This window comes from Desulfoluna sp. CLI2B, assembly GCF_056847375.1.
On the sequence record NZ_CP186557.1, the window covers coordinates 2,563,548 to 2,589,520 of the forward strand.

Here is a 25,973-nt window from a genome sequence, read left to right on the forward strand (position 1 = left end):
ATCAACGCACACGGACGCCGCCTTGAACTTGATCGCCTGGATTATACTGCTCGCCCTGCTGACCCAAACCCTGACCCACATGGTTGCCGATGCCCTGAACCTCCGCGGCGCCGAAGTCATCCCCCCTGAACTCGACGACCTCTACTCCCCAGAAGAAGGACAAAAAGCCAAAGCCTACCTCAAGGCGCGCACGCAGATGGGGTGGCTCCAGAGCCTTCTCTCCCTGGGCCTTTTTCTTCTCTTCTGGTTTTTCCAGGGGTTCCCCTTTCTGGATCGCCTGGTCAGGGCACTCAACGTCGGCCCGGTCCTCACCGGCCTGGCGGCCTTTGCCCTCCTCGGAGCCTTAAAGTCCCTGCTTGGTCTCCCCTTTGACCTCTACGGCACCTTTGTCATCGAAGAGCGCTTCGGATTCAACCGAACCACCTTCAAAACCTTTGTCCTGGACCGAATCAAGGGGATGCTTGTCGGCCTTGCCATCGGTGCTCCCCTGCTTGCAGGGATCCTTGCCTTTTTCCAGCATGCGGGCGATTCGGCCTGGCTGATCTGCTGGGCCGTGGTCACCCTGTTCATGCTGGGGGTCAACATCATCGTCCCCACCTGGATCATGCCCTTGTTCAACACCTTTACGCCCCTTGAAGAGGGGGACCTGAAATCACGGATCGTGGCCTATGCGGACACCATCGGGTTCCCCCTGCAGAAGATCTTCGTCATGGACGGCTCCCGGCGATCCACCAAGGCCAACGCCTTTTTCTCCGGGTTCGGCAAGTTCCGGCGCATCGTCCTCTACGACACCCTGGTCAACAACCAGTCCACCGACGAAGTCCTTGCGGTCCTGGCCCATGAGATGGGGCATTTCAAGCTTCGGCACATCCGTAACGGCCTGCTCATCGCCATTGCCCACACCGGCGTGCTCTTTTATCTCCTCTCCCTGGCCCTGAGTTTTCGCCCCCTGCATGACGCTTTTTTCATGCCCACCATCGAGGTGTACACCGGCCTGATCTTCTTTTCCCTTCTGTACACGCCGGTGGAATTTCTCCTGGGCTTTCCGCTCCAAGCATGGTCCCGTGCCAACGAGTACCAGGCCGATGCCTACGCGGTGCGAACCTCCGGTCTTTCAGGCGCCCTTGTCTCCTCCCTCAAGGCCCTTCACAAGACCAGCCTGTCCAACCTCAACCCCCATCCGCTTCACGTGGCCCTGAACCACTCCCACCCCCCATTGCTCCAGCGCATCCGGCACATCCAACGGGAAGGCCAAAAGCCTCCTTCCTGAACCTGCCGAAAAGACACCCCAGGTCGGCCGCACGGCGCTGTTGCCACCGCCTTCGGATGACTCGGCCGCAAGCCATTTTTGCGGCTTGGGGTGAGTCTCCCCCAAGGATACATCTATAGGAAAATGATCAAGATTACTCAGCCTTGCGTCAAACCGTTTTTTCCTTATTTAGATATATTCTTTTTGACAAATTTCGGCACAGAAGGTATATCAAGTTAAATTTATCCTGTCCTGTTTCGTAGATAGTATCGCATTGCTCAACAAGTAATAGTCAAAGCAATACACCACTATCTGCAACGATTTGTCTTCAACAGGACGGATTTGGGATCACTCGATTACATGACTGCCATATACTTACTCTAATTTCTTCCATAAGGGTTTGATTTCGGGCCTGAAGCAATACCATTGCGCATACCGTGAAGTGGTGCTGCCACGGCAAAACCGGATGTTACGACGGCAAAAAGAATCTGCCGTCGTCATGTGCGCAAAGCGTGCCCGGAACACGTGCCCTTCACACTTCAGGGAGGTAACCTGCCGTTATGTCCATGGCCGAACTCTCATCCAAAGAATTTCTCTCACAACTTGCATCCAAAGCCCCCATTCCCGGAGGCGGCGGAGCTGCAGCCCTGGGCGGTGCCGTCGGCATGGCCCTCTCCAACATGGTGGGCAACCTGACCACAGGCAAGAAGAAGTACCAGGATGTGGAAGGTGAAGTCCTGGAACTCCTGAAAAAAGGCGACGTTGTCATTCGGGAACTCCTGGCCCTCATCGACGCGGACGCCGAGGTGTTCAAGCCCCTTGCCAAAGCCTACAGCCTGCCCAAAGCCACCCCGGAAGAGGCGGCAATCAAGGCCGAGACCATCGAGTCCTGCTGCAAAACAGCGTGCAGCGTCCCCATGCAGATCATGCGAAAGGCCTGCGAAGGCATCGCCATTCACAAACGCATGGGTGAAATCGGCACGGTCATGGCCGTCTCCGATGTGGGCTGCGGCGTGGCCTTTCTCAAAGCGGCCCTCATCTCCGCCCAGCTCAACGTCATCATCAACCTGAACTCCATTAAGGATGAAGACTACCTTGCGGCCACCCGTAATGAGATGGACATCCTCATGGAGCAGGGGACAGTGGATGCGGACGACACCCTTGAGATCGTGATGGAAAAGCTGACGAAATAACGCAACGGGCCCTGGCAACACACGGCGGGACAAAGCGCCCGCCGTCTTCAGCGGGGCACGGTGCAGAACATACAAAACGACTCCCTGCTCGGGCACCGCACCTGCCCGTAGACCGCCTCACAAGGGAGCCGCTGCGTCAGGCAAGGATTCTTCTCTTATTTTACAGGAATCAATTTCACATGGGCTCCTTTATTTCTGGAGACCGGAAAGGACGACAGACATGGCAGAACGTTTAACAGGCAAACCCGTGGCCGATGCCATCAAGGCTTCCCTGACGGACAAAGTGACCGCTCTCAAAACCAAAGGAACCACACCGAAGCTCGGAATCATCCGCGTGGGTGCCCGCCCCGACGACCTGTTCTATGAAGGGGGCGCAAAAAAAACCTGCACGGCCGTGGGCATGGAGTACGAGGTGTTTGAGCACGATGAAGCCATCACCGAGGCCGACCTTGAAAAGGCCGTCTCCGATGTAGGTGCCCGCTCCGACATCCACGGCATCCTCATGTTCGCCCCCCTCCCCTCCCACCTGGACGAGAACAAAATCAAGAGCCTGATTCCCGTGGAAAAGGATGTGGACTGTCTGAGCCCCATCAGCGCCGATAAACTCTTTGCAGGCAACGGCTCCGGCTTCCCCCCCTGCACCCCCACAGCCTGCATGGACATGCTGGCCCACTACAACGTGCCCCTTGAAGGCAAAAAATGCGTGGTCATCGGCCAGGGAGCCGTGGTGGGCAAACCCGTCTCCTACCTTCTCCTCAAAGCCGGTGCCGCCGTCACCACCTGCTACATCGACGAAACAGGCACCCTGTGCGTGGACGAGCTTGCCCTGAAAGAAGGCACCATGAGCCTTGCCAAACGCCTTGAAGGCGTCACCACCGCCGACGTCTGCAAAGAGGCGGACATCATCGTGGCCGCCGCCGGCGTCCCCCGCCTCGTCAAAGCCGATGCCGCCGCAGCCGGCCAGACCTTCATCGACGTCGGCATCAACGCCGATCCGGAAAACCCCGGCAAATACTGCGGCGACGTGGACTACGCCAACGTGGAGCCCATCGTTGCCCGCATCTCTCCGGTCCCCGCGGGGGTCGGCTCAGTAACCACATCGGTGCTCTGCAAGCACACGGTGGCAGCGTGTGAAAAAGCGTAAGAAAAAGGTTATGGGGCAATAGGCCATAGGTAATTTTGGTCACGGGCCTCTGACAGAAAACCAAAAGCCGCTGGAGAATCTCCAGCGGCTTTTTTTTATGCTTTCGAAGCACCCCGACCGAATGACATCCCGTGGGGTGCGGCCCCCGCACCGCAAACGTAACGCGAGGCCATCGGCTTTGGCCACAGCCAACGCCATTGCAAGGCGCCGTAACCCATCCGCTTTCTTTGGTAATCTACGGTGCGCACGGCGCACCCTACGGGACAACGGCCTTTTGCCGCCATGGCGAAAACGATTACCTGTCCCCACGGAACCCCCGGCCCCGCCTGGGCTGCGAAGCGTAGGGTGCGACTCCCGCACCGCAAAACGGTACGCGGAGCCATCGGCTTTAGCCACAGCCAACGCCATTGCAAGGCGCCGTAACCCATCCGCTTTCTTTGGTAATCCACGGTACGCACGGCGCACCATAGGGGACAACGGCCTTTTGCCGCCATGGCGAAAACGATTCCCTGTTACCACGCCCCCCCCCGGTCCCGCCTGGGCTGCGAAGCGTAGGGTGCGGCTCCCGCACCGCAAAACGGTACGCGAGGCCAGCGGCTTTGGCCACAGCCAACGCCATCGCAATGCGCCGTAACCCATCCGCTTTCTTTGGTAATCGACGGTGCGCACGGCGCACCCTACGGGACAACGGCCTTTTGCCGCCATGGCGAAAACGATTCCCTGTCCCCACGGCCCCCCCGGTCCCGCCTGGGCTGCGAAGCGTAGGGTGCGGCCTCCGCACCGCAAAACGGTACGCGGAGCCATCGGCTTTGGACACAGCCAACGCCATTGCAAGGCGCCGTAACCCATCCGCTTTCTTTGGTAATCGACGGTGCGCGCGGCGCACCCTACGGGACAACGGCCTTTTACCGCCATGGCGAAAACGATTCCCTGTCCCCACGGAACCCCCGGTCCCGCCTGGGCTGCGAAGCGTAGGGTGCGGCCCCCGCACCGCAAAACGGTACGCGGAGCCATCGGCTTTGACCACAGCCAACGCCATTGCAATGCGCCGTAACCCATCCGCTTTCTTTGGTAATCGACGGTGCGCACGGCGCACCCTACGGGACAACGGCCTTTTGCCGCCATGGAGAAAACGATTCCCTGCCCCCAAGGACCCCCCGGTCCCACCTGGGCTGCGAAGCGTAGGGTGCGGCTCCCGCACCGATTTACGTAACGCAAACCACCGGCTTTGGGTCAATCACATGTCCTTATGAAATCGGATAATTCCGGGTCTTGAATCGCCTGCGGTGCGCACGGCGCACCCTACAACACCCCGTGGAGCCAACAAAAAAAACACCGAATTTGCTATTCCCTATTTTTCTTCCACCATTTTTTTCCACTTCAACCGCTCGCTCTCCGTCCAGTCGATCCGGCTCCAGAGGCCCTGAAGGATATTGACCTCACGTTCGGTGATGTCACTCTGGCCGAAGAGGCGGCGGTAGGTACGGAGGAGGTGATCGGGGCTTAAGGGGTCTAAATATTCGATATCAAGGAGGGTCTGCTGCATGTGGCGGAGCATGCGTTCCAGGGATTCGTTGGTGGCGGGAACCCGGGTATCGATGCCTTCAGGGGTGGGCCCGGCAAAGCGTTTACGGACCTCGTAGAGGCAGACGGTGACGGCCTGGGCAAGGTTCATGGAGGGATAGGCCTCGTCCGTGGGGAGGGTGATGAAATACTGGCACAGGTCCAGTTCTTCGGTCTTCAGGCCTTTGTCTTCCCGTCCGAAGACCAGGGCGGCTTTGACCTCGTCGCCTTTGGGGTGAAGCTTTTCCGCCAGCTCATCCGGGGTGTAGAAAACATTTCGGTACTTGCCAAAACGCCGTGTGGTGCCAAAGGCGTAATGAACCCCTTCCAATGCTTCGGCAAGGGTATCCACCACCACGGCCTCTTCAAGGATCCGCTTTGTCTTTACCGCCATTCGCAGGGCATCCATGGACAAATGGTTGCACTGGGGGTTCACGAGCACCAGACGTGAAAAACCGAAATTCATCATGGCCCTGGACAAGTGACCGATGGGAAGGGGCTGGGGACCCGCCACGCCCCGGAATGGATATCTGCTCTGTCTTCATACAACTCCTGATTACACGATCTTAGGATAAAAAACGCTCTTTATAGCATCCCCGGATTCTGATAGAAACCCCACTGTCATACCAGACCGGCAAAAAAACGCATATGTTCTCTTTTTTTAACCCCAGGATCCCAAGGCTTTTTCATGCCCCATACCCTTCTTGTCCAACTCCCCGTTCCCAGGCACCAAGTCGGCGCCCAACTCCTTTGGGGGCCGCCTGCCTGAAACTTGCAGCCGAGGCCCATACCGACGCCCGCGTGGAAATCTTCCCCGAGCCCCTGGCCACCCATGGAGGGGATACCGTTATTCTGGAAGAGATCTGCCGGAAGCGCCCCGATATCCTCGGGCTGACCCTCACCTGCTGGAACGTGGAGCGCTCCCTGCGCCTTGCCGAAGAGGTCAAAAAAAGGTGCGGAACGCGCATCGTGGCCGGAGGTCCCGAGGTAACGGCCGATAATGAGCTCACCCGCCATCCGGCCATTGATTTCCGTGTGTACGGCGAAGGGGAAGAGATCTTTGTCAGGCTTTTGAATGAACCGGAATTCTGGGAGCAAAAAGAGGCCTTCGGCTGCGCCCCGGAGTTTTTCATGGACGCCAAAAACCCGTACATGGAAAAGCTCCTCGACCCCGGTCCGGAAGAGATCATGCTCCTGGAGACCCAGCGAGGCTGCCCCTACGGGTGCAAGTTCTGCTACTACAACAAAGCCCGCAAAGGCCTCACCTTTCTCTCCGATGACAAGGTGCTCGAAGGGATCGGCTGGGCCGTACAAAAAGGGGTCAAGGAGCTTTATCTCCTGGACCCGTCACTGAACGCCCGCCCCGGGCTCAAAGAGCTGCTCAAAGAGATCGCAAAGCTCAACCCGGACAAACGCCTCTCCCTGCGCAGCGAAATACGCGCCGAATGGATCGACGCCGAGGCCGCGGAGCTGTTTGCCGAAGCCGGGTTCACCGTGTTTGAAATCGGCCTTCAGTCCACCTGCCCCCAGGCCCAGAAACTCATGGGTCGCAAGACAGACCTCACACGGTTCATCGACGGGGTGAACCATCTCAAGGACCACGGAATCCTTTCCACGGTGGACCTCATCATCGGCCTCCCCGGCGATGACCTCGCCAGCTTCTCGCGCTCCCTGGGCTTTGTAAAGGAAAACGGCCTGGACGACGACATGCAGGTCTTCCCCCTTGCACTGCTCCCGGGCACCGCCTTCCGAAAGGAGAGTGAAGCCTTGGGGCTCCGGTACCAGGACAAGCCTCCGTACACCATCATCGAGACCCCGGGCTTCAAGCCCGATGAGATCACCCTGGCCCTGGACTGGGCAGAGTCCCTGCTGGACATGGACCTGATCACGCCCCCTGAGGTGGACCTCTCCTGGACATCCGGCAACCTGCCTGCCCACCGTCATATCAACCCGGACAGCAGGGAACTCATCGCCACCTTTGTGGTGACAACGGAGACAACCGCAGACGAGGCACGCCTTACCGCCCCCCGGCTCTCCGCCCCCTATCAGGTGGTCATCACCCCCGAGGTGACGGACGAGGCAACGGTTTTTGGCATCCTTGAGGCCTGTGTCGCCCACAACCCGCACACACCGCTTGAAATCATCTGGGTCGAGCCTGAAAACCTTCCCGACGCGTTACACATCGTAACCGACCTCCCCCTTTCCCGGCCCCATTTTCTGGACAACGACCTGGCTCTGCTGGACCAGCGCCCCGGCAACCGAGCCATCCTCTGCACACTGGTCAGCGAAGATCCGCGTCCTCTTTCCGTCCCCATGGGACGCACCTTGAAACGCTTCAAAGGAGACACTCTTCCCAGCCGGGAAGACCTGGAAACCCTCAGCGACGCCGACGGCGCCGTCATCGACGCACCGGACAGCCCATCGCTCAAAGCCTGGCAGGAAGCCATGGCCCCCTTTGCGGATGAAATGTTTCCCGTGGCCTTTTCGGACCACACGGCCATGGCCAGGTGGCGAGCCTTAACCGGATCCGGGGATTGGGTGTTTTAGTGAGTGGTGAAACAGGGGAAATGGTCCATTTTTCGACACATAGAAGGGCAATTGACAGTACGTATGCAGCCCAATTTACCTCAGAATGCCAGAGTGGCTTTAACAGCTTATTATGTGACATCCTGTAGGGTGTGCTTGCGCACCATCTGTTTGATGAAACCAACGTCTTTTGACACGTTTATGCTGCGTGCAGGTCACCCGCAGATGGGTTTTATGACCGTTACGGTTCTTCGACGGTTCGCAAGCGCACCCTACGTCACTCAGAGTTAATGGTGAGTGGTGAGTGGTGAGTGGTCCCCATGGCAGATAGCTTAGGCCCTGCCAAACAAAAACGCCCCAAAATCTTCGACCGACAGAAAACGCGCTCTCTCCCTATTCCCTATTCCCTATTCACTACCCCCTATTCACTATCCCCCCTCACGATCCCTCAACACCACCACCTTTGCCCCGTGGCCCGGAAGGAGCATCTCCACGAGCTCCTGTTCCGTCACCGGGGTGTAGGTCCTCTGCCACCGAGGGTCCGATTCCAACCGCTTGAGCCGACAGATCCGCTCCCGAACCGGTGGATGGGTGCGCAACAGCGTATGCCCGCGCTGCTCCCTGCGGCCAGCCACCCAGCGCATAAGCAACGGGGAGCGGCCGCCTTCAAGCTTTCGCAGCGCCTGTATCAGGGGCCTTGGTGAGCCCAGAAGTTTGGCAGAGCCTGTGTCGGCTGCGAACTCCCGGGTCCGCAGCAGGTGCAGCTGAAGCAGCAGCGCCGCCACAGGGGCCGTCACCACAACGGCCAGCAGGAGAAGAGAGACCTCCCGTTCCCCTGCAAAGATGGCCGGAAGATTGATGAGCACCATCAACTGCCCGATGATGGAGAGCACATTGACCATTTTCACCGTGATTTCGGAAAACCACATGATGCGGCTGTCGTTGTGGGCCACATGGCTCAGCTCATGGGCCACAACCCCTGCCAGTTCATCCCTGGTCAGGGCGTCAAGGATCCCCCTGGACAAGGCAATGGCGGAGCTTTGCCGGTCTCCCGTCACAAAGGCAATGGACCGTGCACTGGGTAAAATCCAGATTTCCGGGGCATTGGTGAGCCGTGCATCCGTGGCCAGGTCCTTCACCAGGCGATGCAAACCCGGCATCTGGAACTCCGTCACCGGAACCCCTCTGTAAAATCGAAGCACCACGGCCGGAGAGATCCTCGGCGTCAGGTGGTAGGCCAGCAGCCCCCCCACCGCAGCCGGAATGGAAAAAAGAGGCCCCCCCAGAATATGGGCCAAAAAAAGCAGCAAAGACGCCAAGGCCCATGCTGCTGCTGTTGATTTTACAAAACTGATGTTGTTTTGCCGTTCTATCACACGCTCCATCATAGCCCACCTGCCCTGTCAAGCAGGGGCGGAAACGGCACCGTCACAAAACCCTTCTGTGACAGCCACACCGCCACTGCCATTGCGTTACATGGGGAAACCCTGAAGATTTCCCATGTCATAAATTAGTCACAAATTATCGAGATGCAAGGAAAAGAGAGGGGAACGGACATAAAAAAAAGCGTAAAAAAACAGGCGGGAAAATCCGAAGGACCAAGCCCCTTTTGACAGGGGCGTTGGGATCACTTCGACGGCACTTCGTAGTCGATAAACCGGTAAAGGTCATCGGGATGGATGGATTCACCGGAGATGGCCCTGTCACTGGCCGTGGCACCGGCTTTCTTCATCTGCTTTGCACTCCCGCAAATAAGGGGGTGCCAGGAAGGAAGAGGCTTGCCGGCCAGGACCCTTCGATAGGCGCAGGTTTCCGGCAGCCAGTGGTAATGCTCCACAGAGCCGGGCATCAGCTCCACACACACATCGTTGATGTACGTGCGGTTCTCGTAAATCCGACACCTACAGCTTTCAAGGTCCAGGTATCGGCAGGCCACGGAGGTCACGTAAATGACACCGGTATCGGCGTCCTCAAGCTTCTCCATGCAGCAGAGGCCGCACCCGTCGCAGAGGGATTCCCACTGTTTCCGAGTCATTCGGGACAGGGGGGTGTTCTCCCAGAACGGCACATCGGCCTCATGCTCTCTTTTTTTTTCGGTCTTTTTCACGATCCGGCGAATCCTTCGGTGCCAGGTTTAAAGGGAATGCTCGTGCTTGAACGCAAGCCATGCAAGGGTCACCTGTTCGGTCCACTGGTCTTCCGTCAGGTCCCACTCTTTCATCTGCTCGGGATCTGCCGGCATCTGAACCATGGTGGCCAGCTCTTTGTATGTGTGTTTTTTCATTAAAACGTCGGCAAGGGAGCCTTCCTCAATGAATTCCGTGGGAAATCGGTCCGGGTTGGCCTCCACCAGGGCATCCAGTTCATCGGCGGTACGTGCATATTCCATGTTTCACCACTCCGTATCTTACAGTTCAACACAAGCCCCGAAAAACCGCCTGGGGCGTTTCCGGGGATTCAAACCGGGAAAAAAAGAATATAGAGCATCACCCCGCGATTTTCAACCGTTCAGACACTGTCCCCGGACCGGAAAAAGCACACGTTCAGCACCTTTGTGCCCTTGCCCCTCCTCTGCCTGGCGTGCGGAGCCCCGGCATTTTCACAGGCAGTGCCCCCCGAAAAAATGAGTCGCCATCGCTTTTTCGGTTGTTTCTGTGGCAAAATATGAGTATGTGATGAGCCGCAATTGTTTGAATATCTGTGTATTCTAAAAAAACCCCGGATCTCGGCGTTGCCCCAACAGGCTCCCCCCCGATACCAGGGAGCACCCATGCCCAACAGCCGGTTTCGGCTTGACATATGATGGTTCCGTAACACCCCCCACAGAGGTCTCCGGCAGATTTCTTCCGGCGGCGAAGCATCGTAGTGTTGGCATTGTGAAGAACCATCAACCAAGAGGAAGACCCACACATGACAGTCTGTAACACCATCAGAAACATCGCCATCATTGCCCACGTTGACCACGGCAAAACCACCCTCGTGGACGCCATGTTCCGTCAGAGCGGCCTGTTCCGCGAAGACCAGGAAGTGGAAGACCGGCTCATGGACAACATGGACCTTGAAAAGGAACGCGGCATCACCATCTCCGCCAAAAACTGCTCCGTCAACTGGAACGGGACCCGTATCAACATCCTCGATACCCCCGGCCACGCCGACTTCAGCGGCGAGGTGGAGCGTGCCCTCTCCATGGTGGACGGTGCCATTCTGCTGGTGGCCTCCGAAGGCCCCCTTCCCGAATCTGCTCTTGCTCTGAAAAAGACACTGGAAGCAGGCCTTAAAGTCATTGTGGCCATCAACAAGATCGACCGCGCCGATGCCCGCCCCGACGAGGTACTCGACGAGATCTACGACCTCTTCATCGACCTGGACGCCACCGACGAGCAGCTCGACTTCCCCGTCCTCTACGCCATCGGCAGGGACGGCATCGCCCAGGATACCCTGGAAGAAAAGGGCACCGACCTCACGCCCCTGTTCACAAGGATCGTCAACGACCTGCCCGCACCGGTGATCAACTCGGAGAAACCCCTGCAGATCCTCATCTCCGACCTCGGGTACTCTGATTACCTGGGCAGACTGGCCATCGGCAGGGTCTACAACAGGCCCCTGTCCACCAAAACGCCCCTGGTATACATCAACGAAGAGGGCAAAGCCGTCCGCATCAAGGTCACCAAGGTTCAGATTTACGACGGGCTCAGCATCAGCGAGACCGAGACCGTTGCCGCAGGGGATATTGCCGTCATCTCCGGCATCGAAGAGATCCAGATCGGAGACACCGTCTGCGAGATGGACAACGCCGTGGCCCTCCCCCGTGTCACCGTGGACGAGCCCACCGTTGCCATGCGCTTTACCATCAACACCTCGCCCCTGGCCGGCCAGGAGGGCAAGATCGTTCAGTCCAGCAAGATCCTGGACCGCCTCGAAAAAGAGTCCATGAAAAACGTCTCCATGAAAGTGGAGCTCACCGACGACCGCGAGTGTTTCATGGTCAAGGGCCGCGGCGAATTCCAGATGGCCATCCTCATCGAGACCATGCGCCGGGAAGGTTTTGAGCTCTGCGTGGGTCGTCCCGAGGTTATCTTCAAGGAAGAGGACGGGGTCCGCACCGAGCCCATCGAGAACGTCTACGTGGACTGCGATGAAAACTTCATGGGCGTGATCACCGAAAAGCTGTCCCTCAGAAAGGGCAAGCTCATCAACCTCACCAACAACGGCCGAGGCCGCGTGAACATGGAGTTCTCCATCCCCTCACGCTCCCTCATCGGCTACCGTGATGAGTTCCTCACCGACACCAAGGGCACCGGTATCATGAACTCCATCTTCCAGGGATACGAGCCCTTCAGGGGAACCTTCCCCACCCGTTACACCGGCTCCATCGTCTGCGACCGAAAAGGCCAGTCCGTGCCTTACGCCCTATTCAATCTGGAGCCCCGCGGCCGCATGATCATCCCCCCCGGAGTTCCCGTCTACGAAGGCATGATCATCGGTGAGCACAACAAAGAGGGCGACATCAACGTCAACGCCTGCAAAGAGAAAAAGCTCACCAACATGCGCGCCTCCGGCAAAGACGACAACGTTGTCTGCACCCCGGTGAAGCCCCTGACCCTGGAGCAGGCCATCAACTTCATCCGTGATGACGAGATGGTGGAGGTTACCCCCATCTCCATCCGCCTGAGAAAGGCCATCCTCTCCCAGCAGAAGCGGTACCAGATGCGGCCTAAAAAGGATGCATAAGACCCCTTCATTCCAATAGGTTAGAAACCGCTCTTCACGTTCAGCGTGAAGGGCGGTTTGCGTTTGGATGAATGAAACATGCAAACGGCCACCACCACCTTGTTCTTTCATCTTTTCCGTGGCAGCAACGGCAATGACGGCGGCATACTACACGATTCTGGAAATCACCCGCATCCCCGTCGGAAATGCACGCAGAAAACCAATCAACCCTTATCTTCGATTGATACGGTACCTATGGATTCTATTGAATTTGACCGCAGGCATATCTGGCATCCCTACACCTCCATGAAAAACCCACTTCCCGCCTACGAGGTGGCCTCGGCCGACGGCGTCCGCCTGACCCTTGCAGACGGCCGGGAACTCATCGACGGCATGTCCTCCTGGTGGGCCGTGATCCACGGCTACAACAACCCGGTCCTCAATCAGGTGCTCGCCGCTCAGTCCCAGAGGATGTCCCATGTGATGTTCGGAGGTATCACCCACCAGCCCGCGGTGGAGCTGGCACGGCTCCTCCTCTCCATCACCCCGGATCCTCTGGAGCGTATCTTTTTCTGCGATTCCGGCTCCGTCTCCGTGGAGGTGGCCCTGAAAATGGCCTTCCAGTACTGGATGGCCCGCGGTAAAAAGGGGAAAAACCGCATCCTCAGCTTCATGAACGGCTACCACGGCGACACCTTCGGGGCCATGAGCGTCTGCGACCCGGTCAACGGCATGCACGACATCTTTGCAGGGGTTCTGCCCAAGCACCTCTTTGCGCCCGCACCGGCCGCCCGCTTTGACGAAGCACCCTCAGACGAAGAGATCCGGGCGTTAGAGGCCCTCATGGAGAGCCACAAAGACGAGATCGCCGCCGTGATCATCGAGCCGGTGGTCCAGGGAGCAGGGGGCATGCGCATCTACTCGCCCCTCTTCCTGAACAAACTCCGGGAGCTCTGCGACCGCTACGGCTTCCTCCTCATCTTCGATGAGATTGCCACCAACTTCGGCCGCACCGGCAAGCTCTTCGCCCTGGAGCACCCGGAAGTCACACCGGATATCCTCTGCCTGGGCAAAGCCCTCACCGGCGGGTACATGACCCTGGCCGCCACCCTGGCCACGGCCGAAGTAGCGGAAACCATCAGCAGCGGCAACCCGCCCAACTTCATGCACGGCCCCACCTTCATGGGCAACCCCCTGGCCTGCGCCGTGGCCCTGGCCAGCACCCAGATGCTCCTCGACTCCCCCTGGCAGGCACGGGTCAACCGCATCGAAGCCGGCCTCAAAGCCGGGCTGATGCCCCTTGCCGACCTGCCCCAGGTGGCCGACGTCCGCGTCCTGGGCGCCATCGGCGTGGTGGAGCTCACCGACCCCGTGGACATGGCCGTCATCCAGGCCCGCTTCGTGGAACGCGGCGTCTGGGTCCGCCCCTTCGGCAAGCTGGTCTACGTGATGCCGCCCTTTGTCATGGAGCCGGACGATTTACAGACCCTCACCACGGCGATGGCGGAGGTTGTGGGGATGGAGGGCAAGGGGAAATAGTGAATGGTGAGTGGTAAATAGTGAGTAGGAAAAACAGGGATAAGGATACGCACGGGGCACCAAGAAGGCCTGTGTTACGTTCCAAACAACGGCATGAACCAAAACCCGATACCGCCCGAAGCACCGAGGCCCGTAGGGTGCGCCGTGCGCACCGAATTTTTACGGGAATCACCACAATACAGTGGAACCGACCACGGTGCGGGGGCCGCACCCTACAAAACGTGCCCCGGTATAGCGACGCCACCCGAAGCACCACGGGATAATATGCCTCTCAAAAACAGCGGAAGCGAAACGCTTAGCCAGCGCCATTAAGAAAGCATGCGTTACGTTCCAAACAGTGGCATGATGCATAAACCAACACAGCCCGAAGCACCGAGGCCCGTAGGGTGCGCCGTGCGCACCAAATTTTTTCGGGAACCACCACAGTACGGTGAAACCGACCACGGTGCGGGAGCCGCATCCGACAAAACGTGCCCCGGGATGCCGACGCCACCAGAAGCACCACGACATGAAGTGCCCCAAAACAGTCAGGAGCTGCCTGCCCCATGATAACCAGAAAAACCTGTCCGAAGTGCGAATTTGAGAACCCGGCGAGCACCCAGGAGTGCCTGCGGTGCGGGGTAATCTTTGCCAAAATCGCCTCGGCTTCAAATACGTCCCAAAAACCCGTCAAAACCAACGGGGGACACCAGGCCTATGGGGAAGATACCCATGTGACGTTTTACGAGCCGGAAGGGGCGTTTGAAGGGAAGGTCTATGCGGTGGTCAAAGGCGTATTGCTGCTCCTGCTCGCGGTATGGGGACTTAAACTGGCAACAATCCCCCTGGTGGACGGCGGGGCCGGAAATTCGTTTCTTCACAACGTGAACCTCCCGTTCCACGAGGCGGGGCACCTGCTCTTCAGGCCTTTCGGGCCGGTGATCCACTCCCTGGGCGGCACCCTGGGCCAGCTCCTCATGCCCCTGGTCTGCCTGCTCGTGCTGCTCATCAAGCAGCGGGACCCCTTCGGCGCGTCGGTCTGCCTCTGGTGGATCGGGGAGAACTGCCTGGACATTGCCCCTTATGTGGACGATGCCCGTCGCCTTACCCTTCCGCTTTTGGGGGGAAACGTGGGCCACTCTTCGCCGTACGGGTTCCATGACTGGCAGTTTATCCTCACCGAAACAGGGCTACTGGACAAAGACCACCTCATCGCAGGTGGTTTTAAAACACTGGGGATCCTGCTGATGGTTGCAGCCATTGCCTGGGGCAGCCACAGCATATACAAAAAACACATTGAATAAAAACAACCAACATATCAAAACATTACAAAACATACCTGGAGTACTGCTTTGACACCCGGAATCAACCTTTTAAAAAAGAAGAAAATAAAACATACCGTCCACAGCTTCAAACACGACCCAAATGCCGGGGCTTACGGCGATGAGGTCGTGGAAAAACTGGGATTTCCGGCCGAGCGGGTCTTCAAGACCATCATTGTGGCCCTGGACGGGGTGGGCAAAAACCTCTGCGGCGCCATTGTCCCGGTCACCGGGCTCACGGACCTGAAGCACGTGGCCAAGGCGGCAGGGGCCAAAAAAGCGGCCATGGCCGACCCCAAAGAGGCGGAACGGGCCACCGGGTACATCACCGGCGGAATCAGCCCTGTGGGCCACAAAAAACGCATTCCCCTGCTCCTGGATGCCCAGGCCATGGATCACCCTACCATCATGGTCAGCGGGGGCAAACGGGGCCTTGAAATCGAACTCTCCCCCCAAGACCTCATTGAAGTCACCGGTGCCAAGGTGGCGAGCATCCACAAGTAAACGACACACGCCAATACACAAAGGCCCGGGATACCCGCTTATGAGTGGGTATCCCGGGCCTTAAGGTGTAGAGACTGTCAGTTGCCCCCGGCAAACCACCGGGCACAAAGCCGCAAAAATTTGTCAGGCATGATGTAAACGTGGAAAGGCCATGGATTCCAGAACGGAATCGTAGGACGTGACCTGCTGCCCCCAGTCATGGGACGCCATGTGACGGGCAAGGTCCCGGGCTGCGGACCGCTGATCGTTGTGCGTACAGCGATCCAGAAGCTCGCACAACTTTGCCGTGCAGTCCTTGCGGCTGGTGTAAAGGTGGGCGCTGTGGAACGCTCTGGGAAGGACCTCAGGATAGGCCAGGCGCTTTGGCAAAAGGGGCAGGCACCCATAAGCCATGGCCTCCACCACGGAGATGCCGAAATTTTCCTGAACCGCAGAGCTCACCACGATGGCTCCGCGCTTCAGCCAGGCCCGATACTCTTCGGCTGTCTTGCAGTACCCGAAGTGAACCACCCGATCCCCTAAAGTTTTCAGGGCTTCATGGAACGGTTCCTCGGCCTTTCCGCCTGCGGATTCCCCCAGCAGAGCCACCTCAAAGGGGATCCCCTTCTCCGCCACCATCTCCAGCACCTGCCGCATGGCGGGAAAATTCTTGTCGTAACTCCACCGATGGTTCCAGATGATGAGGGGCGGATCCGTGCGCTTTTCTTCCATGTCCGGCGCTTCAGCCGGAAGGCTGCAGCCCGGGTAGATCACCACGGATTTTTCGGCCACGATCTCTTCCAGGCCCCGGGGCACGGCATCCGGGAAACGGGATAGAAAGGGAGAAAGGCTGTTGATAAAGAGTTCCCGATGGTGGGATGAATTGAACGCCACCCGGTCTGCCGCAAGGACGGTGTAGATCTCCTGCATCACCAGGTCTACCTGGACCGTGCTCCCCTTGGGCGGAGGGTAGGTGAGCTGGCTCTCGTGCATGTAGACCAGCGTCGGCGGGCAGGTGCCCACCAGCCCTTTCAGCCGGGCAAGGTCCACCATGTTGCAGACGATGAGACCGTCCGCATCCTTTGCTTCACGCAACACACCGGCGTAATGGAGGGCCGATGCCCTCATGCGCCACTTCCAGTTTCCCCCGGGGAGGGTCAACAGGTCGATGTCGTGTCGGCTGTGGGCCTTGAGACCTTCGGCTACGGCTTTGTGGGATCCGCTGAAATGGGGTTCCAAGAAGGAAAAACGAAGGGGCATGAAAAACTCACTCGTCGGAGGTCAGCTCACGGAGACGATCTTCCATCTTCCCCTGAAAGGAGACCAGCTCCTCTTCCAGGAGCTTCAGGTCGTTGATGCGCTCTCGCACATCGGTGATCTTCTTCTGACCCATGGTCAGGGTCTTCCGGATCTGCTCCACTTCATCGATATCAAAATCCGTGAGGCCGATGATCTCGGAGATCTCCTCAAGGGAGTACCCGAACCGCTTCCCGCGCAGGATAAGCTTGAGGCGGACATGATCCCTGCGGCTGTAGATGCGTTGGTTTCCTTCGGTACGACGGGGTGAAATGAGGTTCTTTTCTTCGTAAAACCGGATGGAGCGGGTGCTGATGTCAAACTCGCGGGCCAAATCCGAGATGGTGTAGTATATTTCTTTGCCCTGGCGCTTCAATGCAAGGATCTCCTGGATGATTCATCGCCGTGCCTGCCCAGGAGTGGGCGGCAAGGCCTCTTTGTCGGCTCTTTTCTGTCACGATCTCGCGGCAAACCAGCGTCAACCTTGCGAGAACTCCGTCGTTACATATGCCTTGCAAGGCCTCTTGTCAAGAACTGCCTCTCATGCCCTTCAGCCCTGACGCCCCCTCGATAAACCGAATTTTTCCGGGCAGCTGCTTCTTGCCCTTGACAGCCCTTTGACTTTCAGCCTATAAAGTTTACGTTAACGTAACAGAGCCACCCGTGCCCCGCAAACCCTGAACATTGTACCCAAACCATAACGCGCATCACCCACATAACACAGACTGCGGAGGACCATGGAAAAAATTTTCTATCCCGAATCCATTGCCATCTGGGGACTGTCCAATCGAGAAAACAACATCCCCAGGCTCATGCTCGAAAACCTGATCCGCTGGGGCTATGAAGGCCGCCTGTTCGGCATACACCCCAAAGGCGACGAGAAACACGTGGACGGGGTCAAGATGTACCGTCACATTAAGGATCTCCCACAACAGCCTGATCTGGCAGTTTTTCTTCTCCCCGCACGTCTTATCCCCGGTGCTCTGCGCGAGGCCGGTGAGTTCGGGGTCCGCCGCGCGGCCATCCTCTCCGGGGGGTTCAACGAATCCGGCCCCGAAGGGGAAAAACTGGCCGAAGAGCTCACGGCCGTGGCCGAAGCCTATGGTATCCGATTCGTGGGCCCCAACGGCCTCACCGTGGCCAACACGGCCAACGGCCTCTGCCTTCCTTTCACGCCCACCTTCAAAGCACCCCGCGGCGGCATGAGCCTCGTCACCCAGAGCGGGGGCATGGGCCTCTTCCTCTGGCACCTCATGGCCGACGAAAACATCGGCCTGGCCAAGTTCGCCAGCATCGGCAACAAGCTGAATGTCACGGAAGTGGACTGCATCCGCTACTTCGGGAAAGACCCGGACACCAAGGTGATCTGCCTGTACCTGGAGAGCATCACCGACGGACGGAAACTCATGGAGGCCGCCACCGAGGCCGGAAAACCGGTGATCGTCTACAAGGCCAACACCACTTCTGCGGGCAGCAAGGCAGCCATGAGCCACACCGCGGCCATCAGCAACAACGAAGAGATCATCGACGCTGCCTTTGAACGCGCCGGGATCCTCCGCATCGAAGAGTTCGACGACTTTATCGGCGCCGCAAAAATCTTCGAGCTGCCCCCCATGCGGGGCAACCGCATCATGGTCATGAGCCCGGCCGGAGGGTTCACCGTGCTCATGGCAGACCTCTGCGAAAAAGCAGGCTTCGAGTTTGCCGATCCCGGAGAGGCCTTCTACAAAGAGATCGCCGAGTTCACCAACGCAGGGGTCATCTCCCTGTCCAATCCCCTGGACCTCGGGGACATCTACGACCCCGCCTCCACGGCCAGCGTCATCAACCTCGTCCTGCACAACGACCAGGTGGACGGGGCCGTCTACCTCACCCAGAATCCCCAGATGCCGAAAAACGACGACGTCTTCAACAAAATGTTCAAGACCGATATCTCCAAAGAGGTCACCGGCGCCATCCGCTCCTCGGGAAAACCCATGGCCTCCTGCCTCTACGGCCCCTCAAAGACCATCAACCGGGTCAAGCAAAACGTCAACGTGCCCATCTTCAACACCCCGGAGTCCATGATCCGCATCATGAAGCTCCAGCAGCGCTACCACGCCAAGCGCGCCGAGCCCGCCTTCACCACGTCGCTGCCCCCGGGTATCGACATGGACGCCGCAGCCTCCTGGGTGCACTCCCACCCCGGCACCCACGGCGAGGAGGCCCTGGAACTGCTCACTGCCTTCGGCATCCCCGTGGCAACAAACCAGACTGCCGCCACCGCCGATGAAGCGGTGGCAGCTGCCGAGGCCATCGGCTACCCCGTGGTGATGAAGGTCATCATCCAACGCCGTTTCAGCTCCAGGCGGGCGAGGTTCTGTTGGCCTCAACGGCAACCGGATGTCGAAACCGGTTTCGAAGATCCCTACGCCCAATCTGGCTACAAGGAAATCGTCCTTCGACGGCGTGCGTCTCATGGCCATGGCAGGCAATGGCCACGATATGTTTGTGGGAGGCAGCGTGGACGACTCCTTCGGGCCCGTGACCCTCTTCGGCTACGGGGGCATCTACATCGAAGTCTTCCAGGACGCCCAGACCGTGCTGTGCCCCTCGTCCCCCCATGAGATCGAGACCAAAATCAGCCGCTTGAAATCGGCAAAAATCCTTGCAGGAACCCGCGGTAAAGCCGCTGGTGATATAACCGGCTACATCGACCTCATCCACCGCGTCACCCACCTCATGGCCGAGTTCCCGGAAATTCAGGAGCTGGACCTCAACCCCGTGCGGGTTTTGGAAGACGGGTCCGGGGTGCTGGCGCTGGATGCGAGGTGCAGGATAGAAAAAAGGTCATAGGGGGATAGGACATAGGTGATAGGGAGCGATTTTATGGTGCGGGGTTGTGCAGGGCGAGCCGCGAAGCCGATCGGGGTTTTGTAGGGTGCGCCGTGCGCACCGCTTAGCGTATCGAAACCCGTCACCGGCTTCTTGTTGCAGAGCCCCGGGTAACTATTCAGCTCAAAAAAAGCCCCCGCGGTCCTGCCAGGTGCCAAACGTTTGCCCGATTTTATGGTTTGGGTTTGACAAACAGGTCTTGAGGCTACGTTTGATCCATTCGAAGGGTCTGGTTTGCTGACTGCATTCGACGTAACAAGCAGGCAACCGGAAAGTTTTTGCGGAGCTTTTTTCAAAAAGCGACCCGCCGGAGGCAAACGAATCGTTGCAAACCCGTTATGCCATGGGAAAAATACAGGGCCGGTGGGACGCGTTACGCAAGGCGGTGCGGGAGCCGCACCCTACAGTTCCCGTGGCAGGTTGGTAATGTGTAACCGTGCAGTCCCCAAAACGCACAGGCCTGAAATGATATCTAATCATTTCAGGCCTGTGATTTTAAAACCTGGGGTCCAGGGGATCATCCCTGGCCGCCGGAGGCGTTTTTTGCTTTTTTATTTATTCATGCAGCACGATGCCCGTGGGCAACGATTCCCCGTAGATCACCTTTTCGTCGCCGGAGGAGAGGGTCACCACCTCGGTGAGGGGTTTGAGGACCTTTTTACCGCCGCCCAGGGCCTGGGCACGGGCGATGACCTGCTCGCGCTGCGCGTCGTCGAGGTCGCGCATGCGGTCGCCGGTTTTACGGCCCATGATGACCAGGGCGTTGACCACGGCTTTGGGCTCTTTCCATGACCCGGTGAGGAGTTTTTCGATCCAGGGCCAGGCATCTTTTGGGGCCACCACGCGGTCCACGGAGCCGTACAGGGGCTCGCGCTGGCCGATGCGGGAGAGGGCCCAGACCATCTGGGACGGAGATTTTTTCGGGGAGAGGGCTTTTACCAGCTGGTTGCCCAGGCGCACCTTGTCCTTGGTGATGAGGCGCTCCATGTTGGCAAGGGCCATCCAGAGTTCAATCTGCTCCTGGGGGGTCATCTTCACGCCGTTGCCCCGGGCGGGAAAGACCAGGGGGGAGACCTCCTGGAAAAACTGGCGCTGCTGTCCGGGGTTGAGGCCCGCGGCAAGGCGTCGCCAGAGAATCCACCACTCACCGCGCACCTGATTGTTCCGATCGAAAACCGGTCCGTTTCGAAAGAGCTTCCACACCCGCTTCATGCGCTGCTCATCCATGCCGTGGCCGGTACCGGGGCGCAGGCAGTAGCCGGTGAGGTTGAGCCACCGGGCTTCGAACTCTGCGGCGCGTTCCCGGACCTTTTTCTCGTCCAGAAGGGTATCGGAGAGATCCCGGATAAAGGAGAGGGGCCAGGCGTTCTTCTGGGTATCCACAGCAGCGGAGATGGCCTTCACCACCCCGGTAAGCCCTGATTTGTCCCCTTGAAAAACCTCTTTCACCACACTGCGGGCTGCCTGGGTCAGGCCTTCGTCCAGGACCTCCCCTTCGGCCACGGCCATGGGGTCAGCCTCCCGGCGCAGCTGGAAATTCAGGCGCCAGTGGTGATCGCTGATCTGGGAGCGGCACCCGATGACCAGGGTCCCCACCTCGGTGTACTGGGCCTTTAAATGAACGGGAATGGACTCTGCGTTGCCTTTTTTGCCGTACTTGATCACCGAGGCCATGGGGGGCAGCTCGGTGAGGGTGTCGTCGATGGTGATGACGTCCCCTGCCCGATCGCCGGAACGGAAGCTGGAGCTGTAGACGGGAAATTCTGCCGGGCGGTTGGCGATGACCGTAAATTTCTTATCGGAGAGCTCGATGGTTTCGCCTTCGTCCAGGCCGCGCTCCACGATGCAGACCGCCTTGTGCTCATCCCCGTTGGTGGATCCCACGCCGAGGTAGTAGCTGCGGGGGCTGCCGCTTCCCACGCGCACGCCTTTACCGATCTTGGCCAGGCCGTAATAGGATGCGCCCAGGGCCACGGCAAGGTCCGGGTCGGGGTTGTCCATCTCCCGGGGAAAGGAGGCATCGGGCTCGTTGAACCAGTGGCGGACAGCGCCCTTGATCTTGCGCCGGATGGCGGTGGGTTTTAACGAACCGCCGTTAAAAAGGATATGGTCCGGGGCGTGGTCCGTGCCCAGGAGGTCTGCCACGGCCTCTTTGTGATTTTCCAGAAACCACCCGATATGTCGGGTGATGGCCGGTTCCTGCTCGTAAGGGAGACCAAACTCGCTGATCCCCTTGCGGCGGCCCATCTTCCTGGCCTCTTCCTTGGTGACGTCCGGGAAAAAACCGTCCAGAACGATCTTTTCCACCATCTCCCGGGTCAGGGTGGCCGACAGGGTGCCGCCGATGAGGCTGCTGCCGGAGCCTGTCATGATGATGCGCTCGGACTCCTCGCCCTCCCCCAGGATCTTCTCCTTGGCTTTGCGTGAGAGGTGGCAGAGGGTTTTCCACTTGTCCGACGACAGGTTTTTGGTGTTGCCCCCAAACAGGGATTCGGCCTTTCTGGCCAGGGCCAGGTCGATGTTGTCCCCACCCAGGATCAGATGATCCCCCACGGCGAGGCGCTCAAAGCGCGGGGTGCCCTTGCTCTCCTTCAGGGTGATGAGGGTAAAGTCTGTGGTGCCGCCGCCTACGTCGCAGACGAGGATCAGCTCCCCGGGCTTGACGTGCTCAACCCAGCTCTTCTCGTGGCGGATCAGCCAGCTGTAGAAGGCGGCCAGGGGCTCTTCCAGCAAGGTCACGTTCTTGAAGCCCGCAAGGGACGCAGCTTCCACGGTGAGGTCCCGGGCCACCTCGTCAAAAGAGGCGGGCACCGTGATCACCACAAACTGATTCTCAAGAAAGGCGCCCTCGTCGTCGCCCCCAATCTGTTTGTTCCACGCCTTGCGGAGGTGCTCCAGGTAAAAAGCCGTGGCTTCCACCGGGGAGACCTTGCCCACATCGTTTCCCGCCCCCCAGGGCAGGATCTTGGCCTTGCGGTCCGCCTTGTCGTGGCAGAGCCAGCTCTTGGCCGAGACCACCAGGCGCGAGGGGACCTTGCTGCCGTGCTCCCGGGCAAAAAGCCCGGCAAACCGTTTTTCCATGGGGTTCCACGGCTGAATCACCGACTCATCGGGAATGTCGTAGGTTCCTGGGATATAAAGAAAGGAGGGCAGCACCGACATGGGCGACACCTCCCCTTCCCGGGTGAGCTGGGGCACCCGAAACAGTTGGATGTTCTTGCGCCCCTTGGCCGTCTCCGGCTGCTCCAGGTCCACGTAGGACATGGCAGAGTTGGTGGTCCCTAAGTCAATCCCGATGATGTATCTCAGTGTTTCAGTGTCCCGCATCATCCCTCTCGCGTACGTTGAATTCGAGTTTCCATCGCTTGTCGCCCTCTATGGCGACGCACCAGAACTCCAGGGTGCCGATCTCCGTGACCCGGATCTCGAACTGAACGGGAATGGCGGTGCCCCACTCCCCTTCCAGGGTGGTCTCAATGGAGGTGAGGTCTTCCATCTCCCCCTCGGACCAGGACTCGATGGCGAGGTCGGCGTCCCTTCTGGACGACGAGGCCATGATGTCAAAGGCTACGGGCTCGCCCACATAAAGGACGAACTCTTCGGAGTCCACCCGCTCTTCCGTGCCCTCTTCCATGCCCATGGGGGCCACGCAGAGTGCCTTCATGGGGGCGGGCATCCCGGGAATGGCCGGCATGGCCGCTTCCACGGAGACGTAGTAGGAGCGGGAGAGGCCGCCGCGGATGCGGATGCCCCTGCCCAGACGGGCCAGGCCGTAGTAGGCAGCGCCCCGGGCAACGGAGAGATCGTAATCCCCTGCTTCCACTTCACGCACCGGGGTGTCGTCCCCCACCTCTTCACGGAAATAGTCCACCACGCTCAGGATGCGCTCCCGGACCGAGGCGGATTTCATGATGCCGCCGTTAAAGAGAACGGCGTCCGGAATGTGGGCGTTCTGCCAGCCGTCGCCACCCTGGCGGGCCAGGAACCATGCCATGTGACGGGAGATGGAGGGGTCCTGCTCGTAGACCAGGCCCATCTCGCGAAGGCCGCTTCGGCGCCTCTGCACCGGGCGATCGCCCACGGAGCACAGAGGCAAAAAACCCTCCAGGATCACCTGGTCCACCTCTTTTTCGTCCATCTCGCTTTTGAGGGTCCCGCCGATGAGGCCGGAACCACGCCCCAGGATGGTCACGGGCTCGGGGCCGTTGGAGCCCCCGGCCAGGATCTTCTCCTTGACGCTGCGGATGGAGTGGCCCAGGCCCCGCATCTGCCAGTCGTCGAGTTTCTGGCCTTTGGCGTCCATCTTGGACTTCACGTACCAGGCCAGGGCCAGGTCCATGTTGTCCCCGCCCACGAGGAGGTGATCGCCCACGGCGATGCGCTCCAGGGCAAGCTCACCGTCTTCTTCGGAGATGCCGATGAGGCTGAAGTCCGAGGTGCCCCCGCCGATATCGCACACCAGAAGGGTCTCGCCCTTTTTCACCTTGCTTCGCCAGTCGTCCCCCATGGACTCGATCCAGGCGTACAGGGCGGCCTGGGGCTCTTCCACGGTGGCATCGGCAAGGCCCGCAGCGGCTGCGGCCTGGACCGTAAGCTCCCGGGCCACGGCGTCAAAGGAGGCGGGCACCGTCAGGTAAATTTCCTGATTTTCCAGGCGAAGAGACGAGTCATCGGCTGCCATCTCGTGGTTCCAGGCGTCGCGCATGTGGCGCAGGATGGCGGCGGAAGCCGTCACCGCAGACATCTTGGAGACTTCCTGGGGCCCTTTCCACGGCAGGTTGTCGGCCTTGCGATCCACCATGGTGTTGCAGAGCCAGCTCTTGGCCGAGGAGATAAGGCGCTGGGGCAGCTCGCCGCCCCTTTTCCGTGCAAACTCACCCACCACGGCGTCGGGTTCGGCATCCCATGGCAGGGCCGTGGCCCCGCGCCCCACGTCGTGGGCCTCGGGCAGAAAGATAAAGGAGGGAAGCATCTCGCGCTTCTCCACCACACCGGCATCCACGAGCTGTGGGATGCGGAACAGACGGATATCCGACGCTTCGGTAGCCCCGTCTTCGGGTCGTTCGGTGTAGGCCACCACGCTGTTGGTGGTGCCCAGGTCGATACCGACAATGTATGAACTCATCATGCTCTCCATCAGCCCAGCTCCACCTCAGCAGGAGCCAGCACATCGGGGTTGGACTCTTCAGAGAGGGTGGGGACTTCGGTCTTGGTGGCTTTCCAGCCTTTGTGGCGAACCGTGCCGGTGAAGGGAGGCTCGCCCGCAACATTGCCTGTGAGGCGAATCTCCTCGGGGTTGAACCCGGCTTCCACGGTGATTGTCTCCCCTTCGGGGGTGTCCACCACCGGCCCGCAGGTGACGTACTTGTCCAGGGTCTTCACGCAGTTTTCATGGATACCCCGCACGGCCGCTCCGATCTGGTCGTCGCTGTAAAGGGAGAGGTCTTCATTGAAAAAGTCAATGAGGCGGCCCTCTTTCTGAAGGGCGGAGACAAGGTGGAGAAAGGTTCGACGGGTGTTTCGCTTCTCCACCTCGGGGTCGATGACAGGCCCTTCATCCTTGGGGGCCGTTTCCACTTCGGGAACCCCGGCGTTGACGTAGAGGCCGCGAATGATCATCCAGAGCAGCAGGGCAAACACAAGGCCTGCTCCCACGGAGACGGGAACCACCACCCGGGAAAAATTTTCGAGCACAAAGGAGAAAGCCTTGGCCGCTTCAGGATCGGCGGCGGTGTGAACGGCCTTCATGGCTGCCACGCTGGCACCAAAGTAGATGGCCACGTCCACGGCAAGGACAACAAGGGCCATCACCAGAAAAATCCATAAAAAAGCCCGCTTGGAAAAGGTTTTCGCGGAATCCATAGTCTCTCCTTTTAATCAGTATCCACAATACACATGAGAAAATTATGACCACCAAGGTGCCCCTCCGGTCACCTGTTTCAGTCGTTTAAAAGCCGCAGCTCGAACGCAAGATAGTGCAGAATCCCGCGTCAATCAAGGCACGACGCTTGGATTTATTCATTATAAAAGGATGGGTGTCAAGAGGGAAACCGCAGCCAGCCCCCTTGTGCCCCTTTGATTCCGGGTGCATGCCC

19 protein-coding genes are annotated in these 25,973 nt (G+C 59.1%); 10 read left to right on the forward strand and 9 right to left on the reverse strand.

The window, feature by feature from the left end:
* Nucleotides 1-22: 22 nt before the first annotated feature.
* From ACOYW2_RS12150 to ACOYW2_RS12160, 3 genes are all read left to right on the forward strand, one after another.
* Nucleotides 23-1,270, forward strand: a complete 1,248-nt coding sequence (locus ACOYW2_RS12150; RefSeq protein WP_482770571.1) for a M48 family metallopeptidase — start codon at nucleotides 23-25, stop codon at nucleotides 1,268-1,270.
* 539 nt (nucleotides 1,271-1,809) lie between these two features.
* Nucleotides 1,810-2,442 (forward strand): cyclodeaminase/cyclohydrolase family protein, encoded by a 633-nt coding sequence (locus tag ACOYW2_RS12155; protein ID WP_180141448.1) that lies wholly within the window; start codon nucleotides 1,810-1,812, stop codon nucleotides 2,440-2,442.
* Between the two features lie 220 nt (nucleotides 2,443-2,662).
* Nucleotides 2,663-3,586: a bifunctional 5,10-methylenetetrahydrofolate dehydrogenase/5,10-methenyltetrahydrofolate cyclohydrolase gene (locus ACOYW2_RS12160; protein ID WP_482770572.1), complete on the forward strand. Its 924-nt coding sequence runs from the start codon at nucleotides 2,663-2,665 to the stop codon at nucleotides 3,584-3,586.
* Between the two features lie 1,351 nt (nucleotides 3,587-4,937).
* Here ACOYW2_RS12160 and ACOYW2_RS12165 read toward each other — a convergent pair.
* Nucleotides 4,938-5,663, reverse strand: a complete 726-nt coding sequence (locus tag ACOYW2_RS12165) for an RNA methyltransferase (protein ID WP_482770573.1) — start codon at nucleotides 5,661-5,663, stop codon at nucleotides 4,938-4,940.
* 236 nt (nucleotides 5,664-5,899) lie between these two features.
* On the opposite strand from ACOYW2_RS12165, the gene ACOYW2_RS12170 reads away from it, so the two are divergent.
* A complete protein-coding gene (locus ACOYW2_RS12170; RefSeq protein ID WP_482770574.1) occupies nucleotides 5,900-7,696 on the forward strand; it encodes a B12-binding domain-containing radical SAM protein in 1,797 nt (598 codons plus the stop codon).
* Nucleotides 7,697-8,103: 407 nt separating this feature from the next.
* Here the strand turns inward: ACOYW2_RS12170 and ACOYW2_RS12175 are convergent, their stop codons facing one another.
* From ACOYW2_RS12175 to ACOYW2_RS12185, 3 genes are all read right to left on the reverse strand, one after another.
* Nucleotides 8,104-8,994 carry a M48 family metalloprotease gene (locus tag ACOYW2_RS12175; RefSeq protein WP_482416113.1) on the reverse strand — a complete coding sequence of 297 codons (891 nt, stop codon included), beginning with the start codon at nucleotides 8,992-8,994 and terminating at the stop codon, nucleotides 8,104-8,106.
* A gap of 308 nt (nucleotides 8,995-9,302) precedes the next feature.
* On the reverse strand, nucleotides 9,303-9,782 hold the full coding sequence (locus ACOYW2_RS12180; RefSeq protein WP_482770575.1) for a YcgN family cysteine cluster protein: 480 nt from the start codon (nucleotides 9,780-9,782) through the stop codon (nucleotides 9,303-9,305).
* A gap of 27 nt (nucleotides 9,783-9,809) precedes the next feature.
* Nucleotides 9,810-10,064: a hypothetical protein gene (locus tag ACOYW2_RS12185; RefSeq protein ID WP_482770576.1), complete on the reverse strand. Its 255-nt coding sequence runs from the start codon at nucleotides 10,062-10,064 to the stop codon at nucleotides 9,810-9,812.
* A 521-nt stretch (nucleotides 10,065-10,585) separates the two neighbouring features.
* On the opposite strand from ACOYW2_RS12185, the gene typA reads away from it, so the two are divergent.
* The 4 genes from typA to ybaK all read left to right on the forward strand — a co-directional run bounded on the left by typA (nucleotide 10,586) and on the right by ybaK (nucleotide 15,729).
* Nucleotides 10,586-12,406 carry a translational GTPase TypA gene (gene typA, locus ACOYW2_RS12190; RefSeq protein ID WP_482770577.1) on the forward strand — a complete coding sequence of 607 codons (1,821 nt, stop codon included), beginning with the start codon at nucleotides 10,586-10,588 and terminating at the stop codon, nucleotides 12,404-12,406.
* Between the two features lie 234 nt (nucleotides 12,407-12,640).
* Entirely contained in the window at nucleotides 12,641-13,924 is a 1,284-nt protein-coding gene (gene bioA, locus ACOYW2_RS12195) for an adenosylmethionine--8-amino-7-oxononanoate transaminase (RefSeq protein WP_482770578.1), read from the forward strand.
* A 545-nt stretch (nucleotides 13,925-14,469) separates the two neighbouring features.
* A complete protein-coding gene (locus ACOYW2_RS12200; RefSeq protein ID WP_482770579.1) occupies nucleotides 14,470-15,207 on the forward strand; it encodes a zinc finger Ran-binding domain-containing protein in 738 nt (245 codons plus the stop codon).
* Nucleotides 15,208-15,255: 48 nt separating this feature from the next.
* Nucleotides 15,256-15,729 (forward strand): Cys-tRNA(Pro) deacylase, encoded by a 474-nt coding sequence (gene ybaK, locus ACOYW2_RS12205; RefSeq protein WP_482770580.1) that lies wholly within the window; start codon nucleotides 15,256-15,258, stop codon nucleotides 15,727-15,729.
* Nucleotides 15,730-15,852: 123 nt separating this feature from the next.
* Here ybaK and ACOYW2_RS12210 read toward each other — a convergent pair whose 3' ends face one another.
* Complete coding sequence (locus ACOYW2_RS12210; RefSeq protein WP_482770581.1) at nucleotides 15,853-16,968, reverse strand: tRNA-queuosine alpha-mannosyltransferase domain-containing protein; 1,116 nt, start codon at nucleotides 16,966-16,968, stop codon at nucleotides 15,853-15,855.
* 7 nt (nucleotides 16,969-16,975) lie between these two features.
* Nucleotides 16,976-17,380, reverse strand: coding sequence for a MerR family transcriptional regulator (locus ACOYW2_RS12215; protein WP_281374509.1), 405 nt, complete (start codon nucleotides 17,378-17,380; stop codon nucleotides 16,976-16,978).
* Nucleotides 17,381-17,741: 361 nt separating this feature from the next.
* On the opposite strand from ACOYW2_RS12215, the gene ACOYW2_RS12220 reads away from it, so the two are divergent.
* Both ACOYW2_RS12220 and ACOYW2_RS12225 read left to right on the forward strand, forming a co-directional pair.
* The gene (locus ACOYW2_RS12220; RefSeq protein ID WP_482770582.1) at nucleotides 17,742-19,610 is read left to right on the forward strand and encodes an acetate--CoA ligase family protein; all 1,869 of its coding nucleotides are present in this window, start codon (nucleotides 17,742-17,744) and stop codon (nucleotides 19,608-19,610) included.
* Nucleotides 19,495-19,839, forward strand: a complete 345-nt coding sequence (locus ACOYW2_RS12225; protein WP_482771022.1) for an acetate--CoA ligase family protein — start codon at nucleotides 19,495-19,497, stop codon at nucleotides 19,837-19,839. The genes ACOYW2_RS12220 and ACOYW2_RS12225 overlap by 116 nt, the downstream gene beginning before the upstream one ends.
* Before the next feature lie 594 nt (nucleotides 19,840-20,433).
* Here ACOYW2_RS12225 and ACOYW2_RS12230 read toward each other — a convergent pair.
* Genes ACOYW2_RS12230 through ACOYW2_RS12240 form a run of 3 tightly spaced genes read right to left on the reverse strand, consistent with a single transcriptional unit; the run spans nucleotide 20,434 to nucleotide 25,740 of the window.
* On the reverse strand, nucleotides 20,434-23,208 hold the full coding sequence (locus tag ACOYW2_RS12230; RefSeq protein ID WP_482770583.1) for an Hsp70 family protein: 2,775 nt from the start codon (nucleotides 23,206-23,208) through the stop codon (nucleotides 20,434-20,436).
* A complete protein-coding gene (locus ACOYW2_RS12235) occupies nucleotides 23,192-25,006 on the reverse strand; it encodes an Hsp70 family protein (protein WP_482770584.1) in 1,815 nt (604 codons plus the stop codon). Before ACOYW2_RS12235 ends, ACOYW2_RS12230 begins: the two co-directional genes overlap by 17 nt.
* Nucleotides 25,007-25,014: 8 nt before the next feature.
* Nucleotides 25,015-25,740: a DUF2760 domain-containing protein gene (locus ACOYW2_RS12240; RefSeq protein WP_482770585.1), complete on the reverse strand. Its 726-nt coding sequence runs from the start codon at nucleotides 25,738-25,740 to the stop codon at nucleotides 25,015-25,017.
* Nucleotides 25,741-25,973: the final 233 nt, after the last annotated feature.

Coding starts and splice junctions, on each gene's coding strand:
- ACOYW2_RS12155 (WP_180141448.1), top strand. CDS start 1,810: ATGTCCATGGCCGAACTCTCATCCAAAGAATTTCTCTCACAACTTGCA.
- ACOYW2_RS12160 (WP_482770572.1), top strand. CDS start 2,663: ATGGCAGAACGTTTAACAGGCAAACCCGTGGCCGATGCCATCAAGGCT.
- ACOYW2_RS12185 (WP_482770576.1), bottom strand. CDS start 10,064: ATGGAATATGCACGTACCGCCGATGAACTGGATGCCCTGGTGGAGGCC.
- typA (WP_482770577.1), top strand. CDS start 10,586: ATGACAGTCTGTAACACCATCAGAAACATCGCCATCATTGCCCACGTT.
- bioA (WP_482770578.1), top strand. CDS start 12,641: ATGGATTCTATTGAATTTGACCGCAGGCATATCTGGCATCCCTACACC.
- ACOYW2_RS12200 (WP_482770579.1), top strand. CDS start 14,470: ATGATAACCAGAAAAACCTGTCCGAAGTGCGAATTTGAGAACCCGGCG.
- ACOYW2_RS12210 (WP_482770581.1), bottom strand. CDS start 16,968: ATGCCCCTTCGTTTTTCCTTCTTGGAACCCCATTTCAGCGGATCCCAC.
- ACOYW2_RS12220 (WP_482770582.1), top strand. CDS start 17,742: ATGGAAAAAATTTTCTATCCCGAATCCATTGCCATCTGGGGACTGTCC.
- ACOYW2_RS12230 (WP_482770583.1), bottom strand. CDS start 23,208: ATGATGCGGGACACTGAAACACTGAGATACATCATCGGGATTGACTTA.
- ACOYW2_RS12235 (WP_482770584.1), bottom strand. CDS start 25,006: ATGATGAGTTCATACATTGTCGGTATCGACCTGGGCACCACCAACAGC.
- ACOYW2_RS12240 (WP_482770585.1), bottom strand. CDS start 25,740: ATGGATTCCGCGAAAACCTTTTCCAAGCGGGCTTTTTTATGGATTTTT.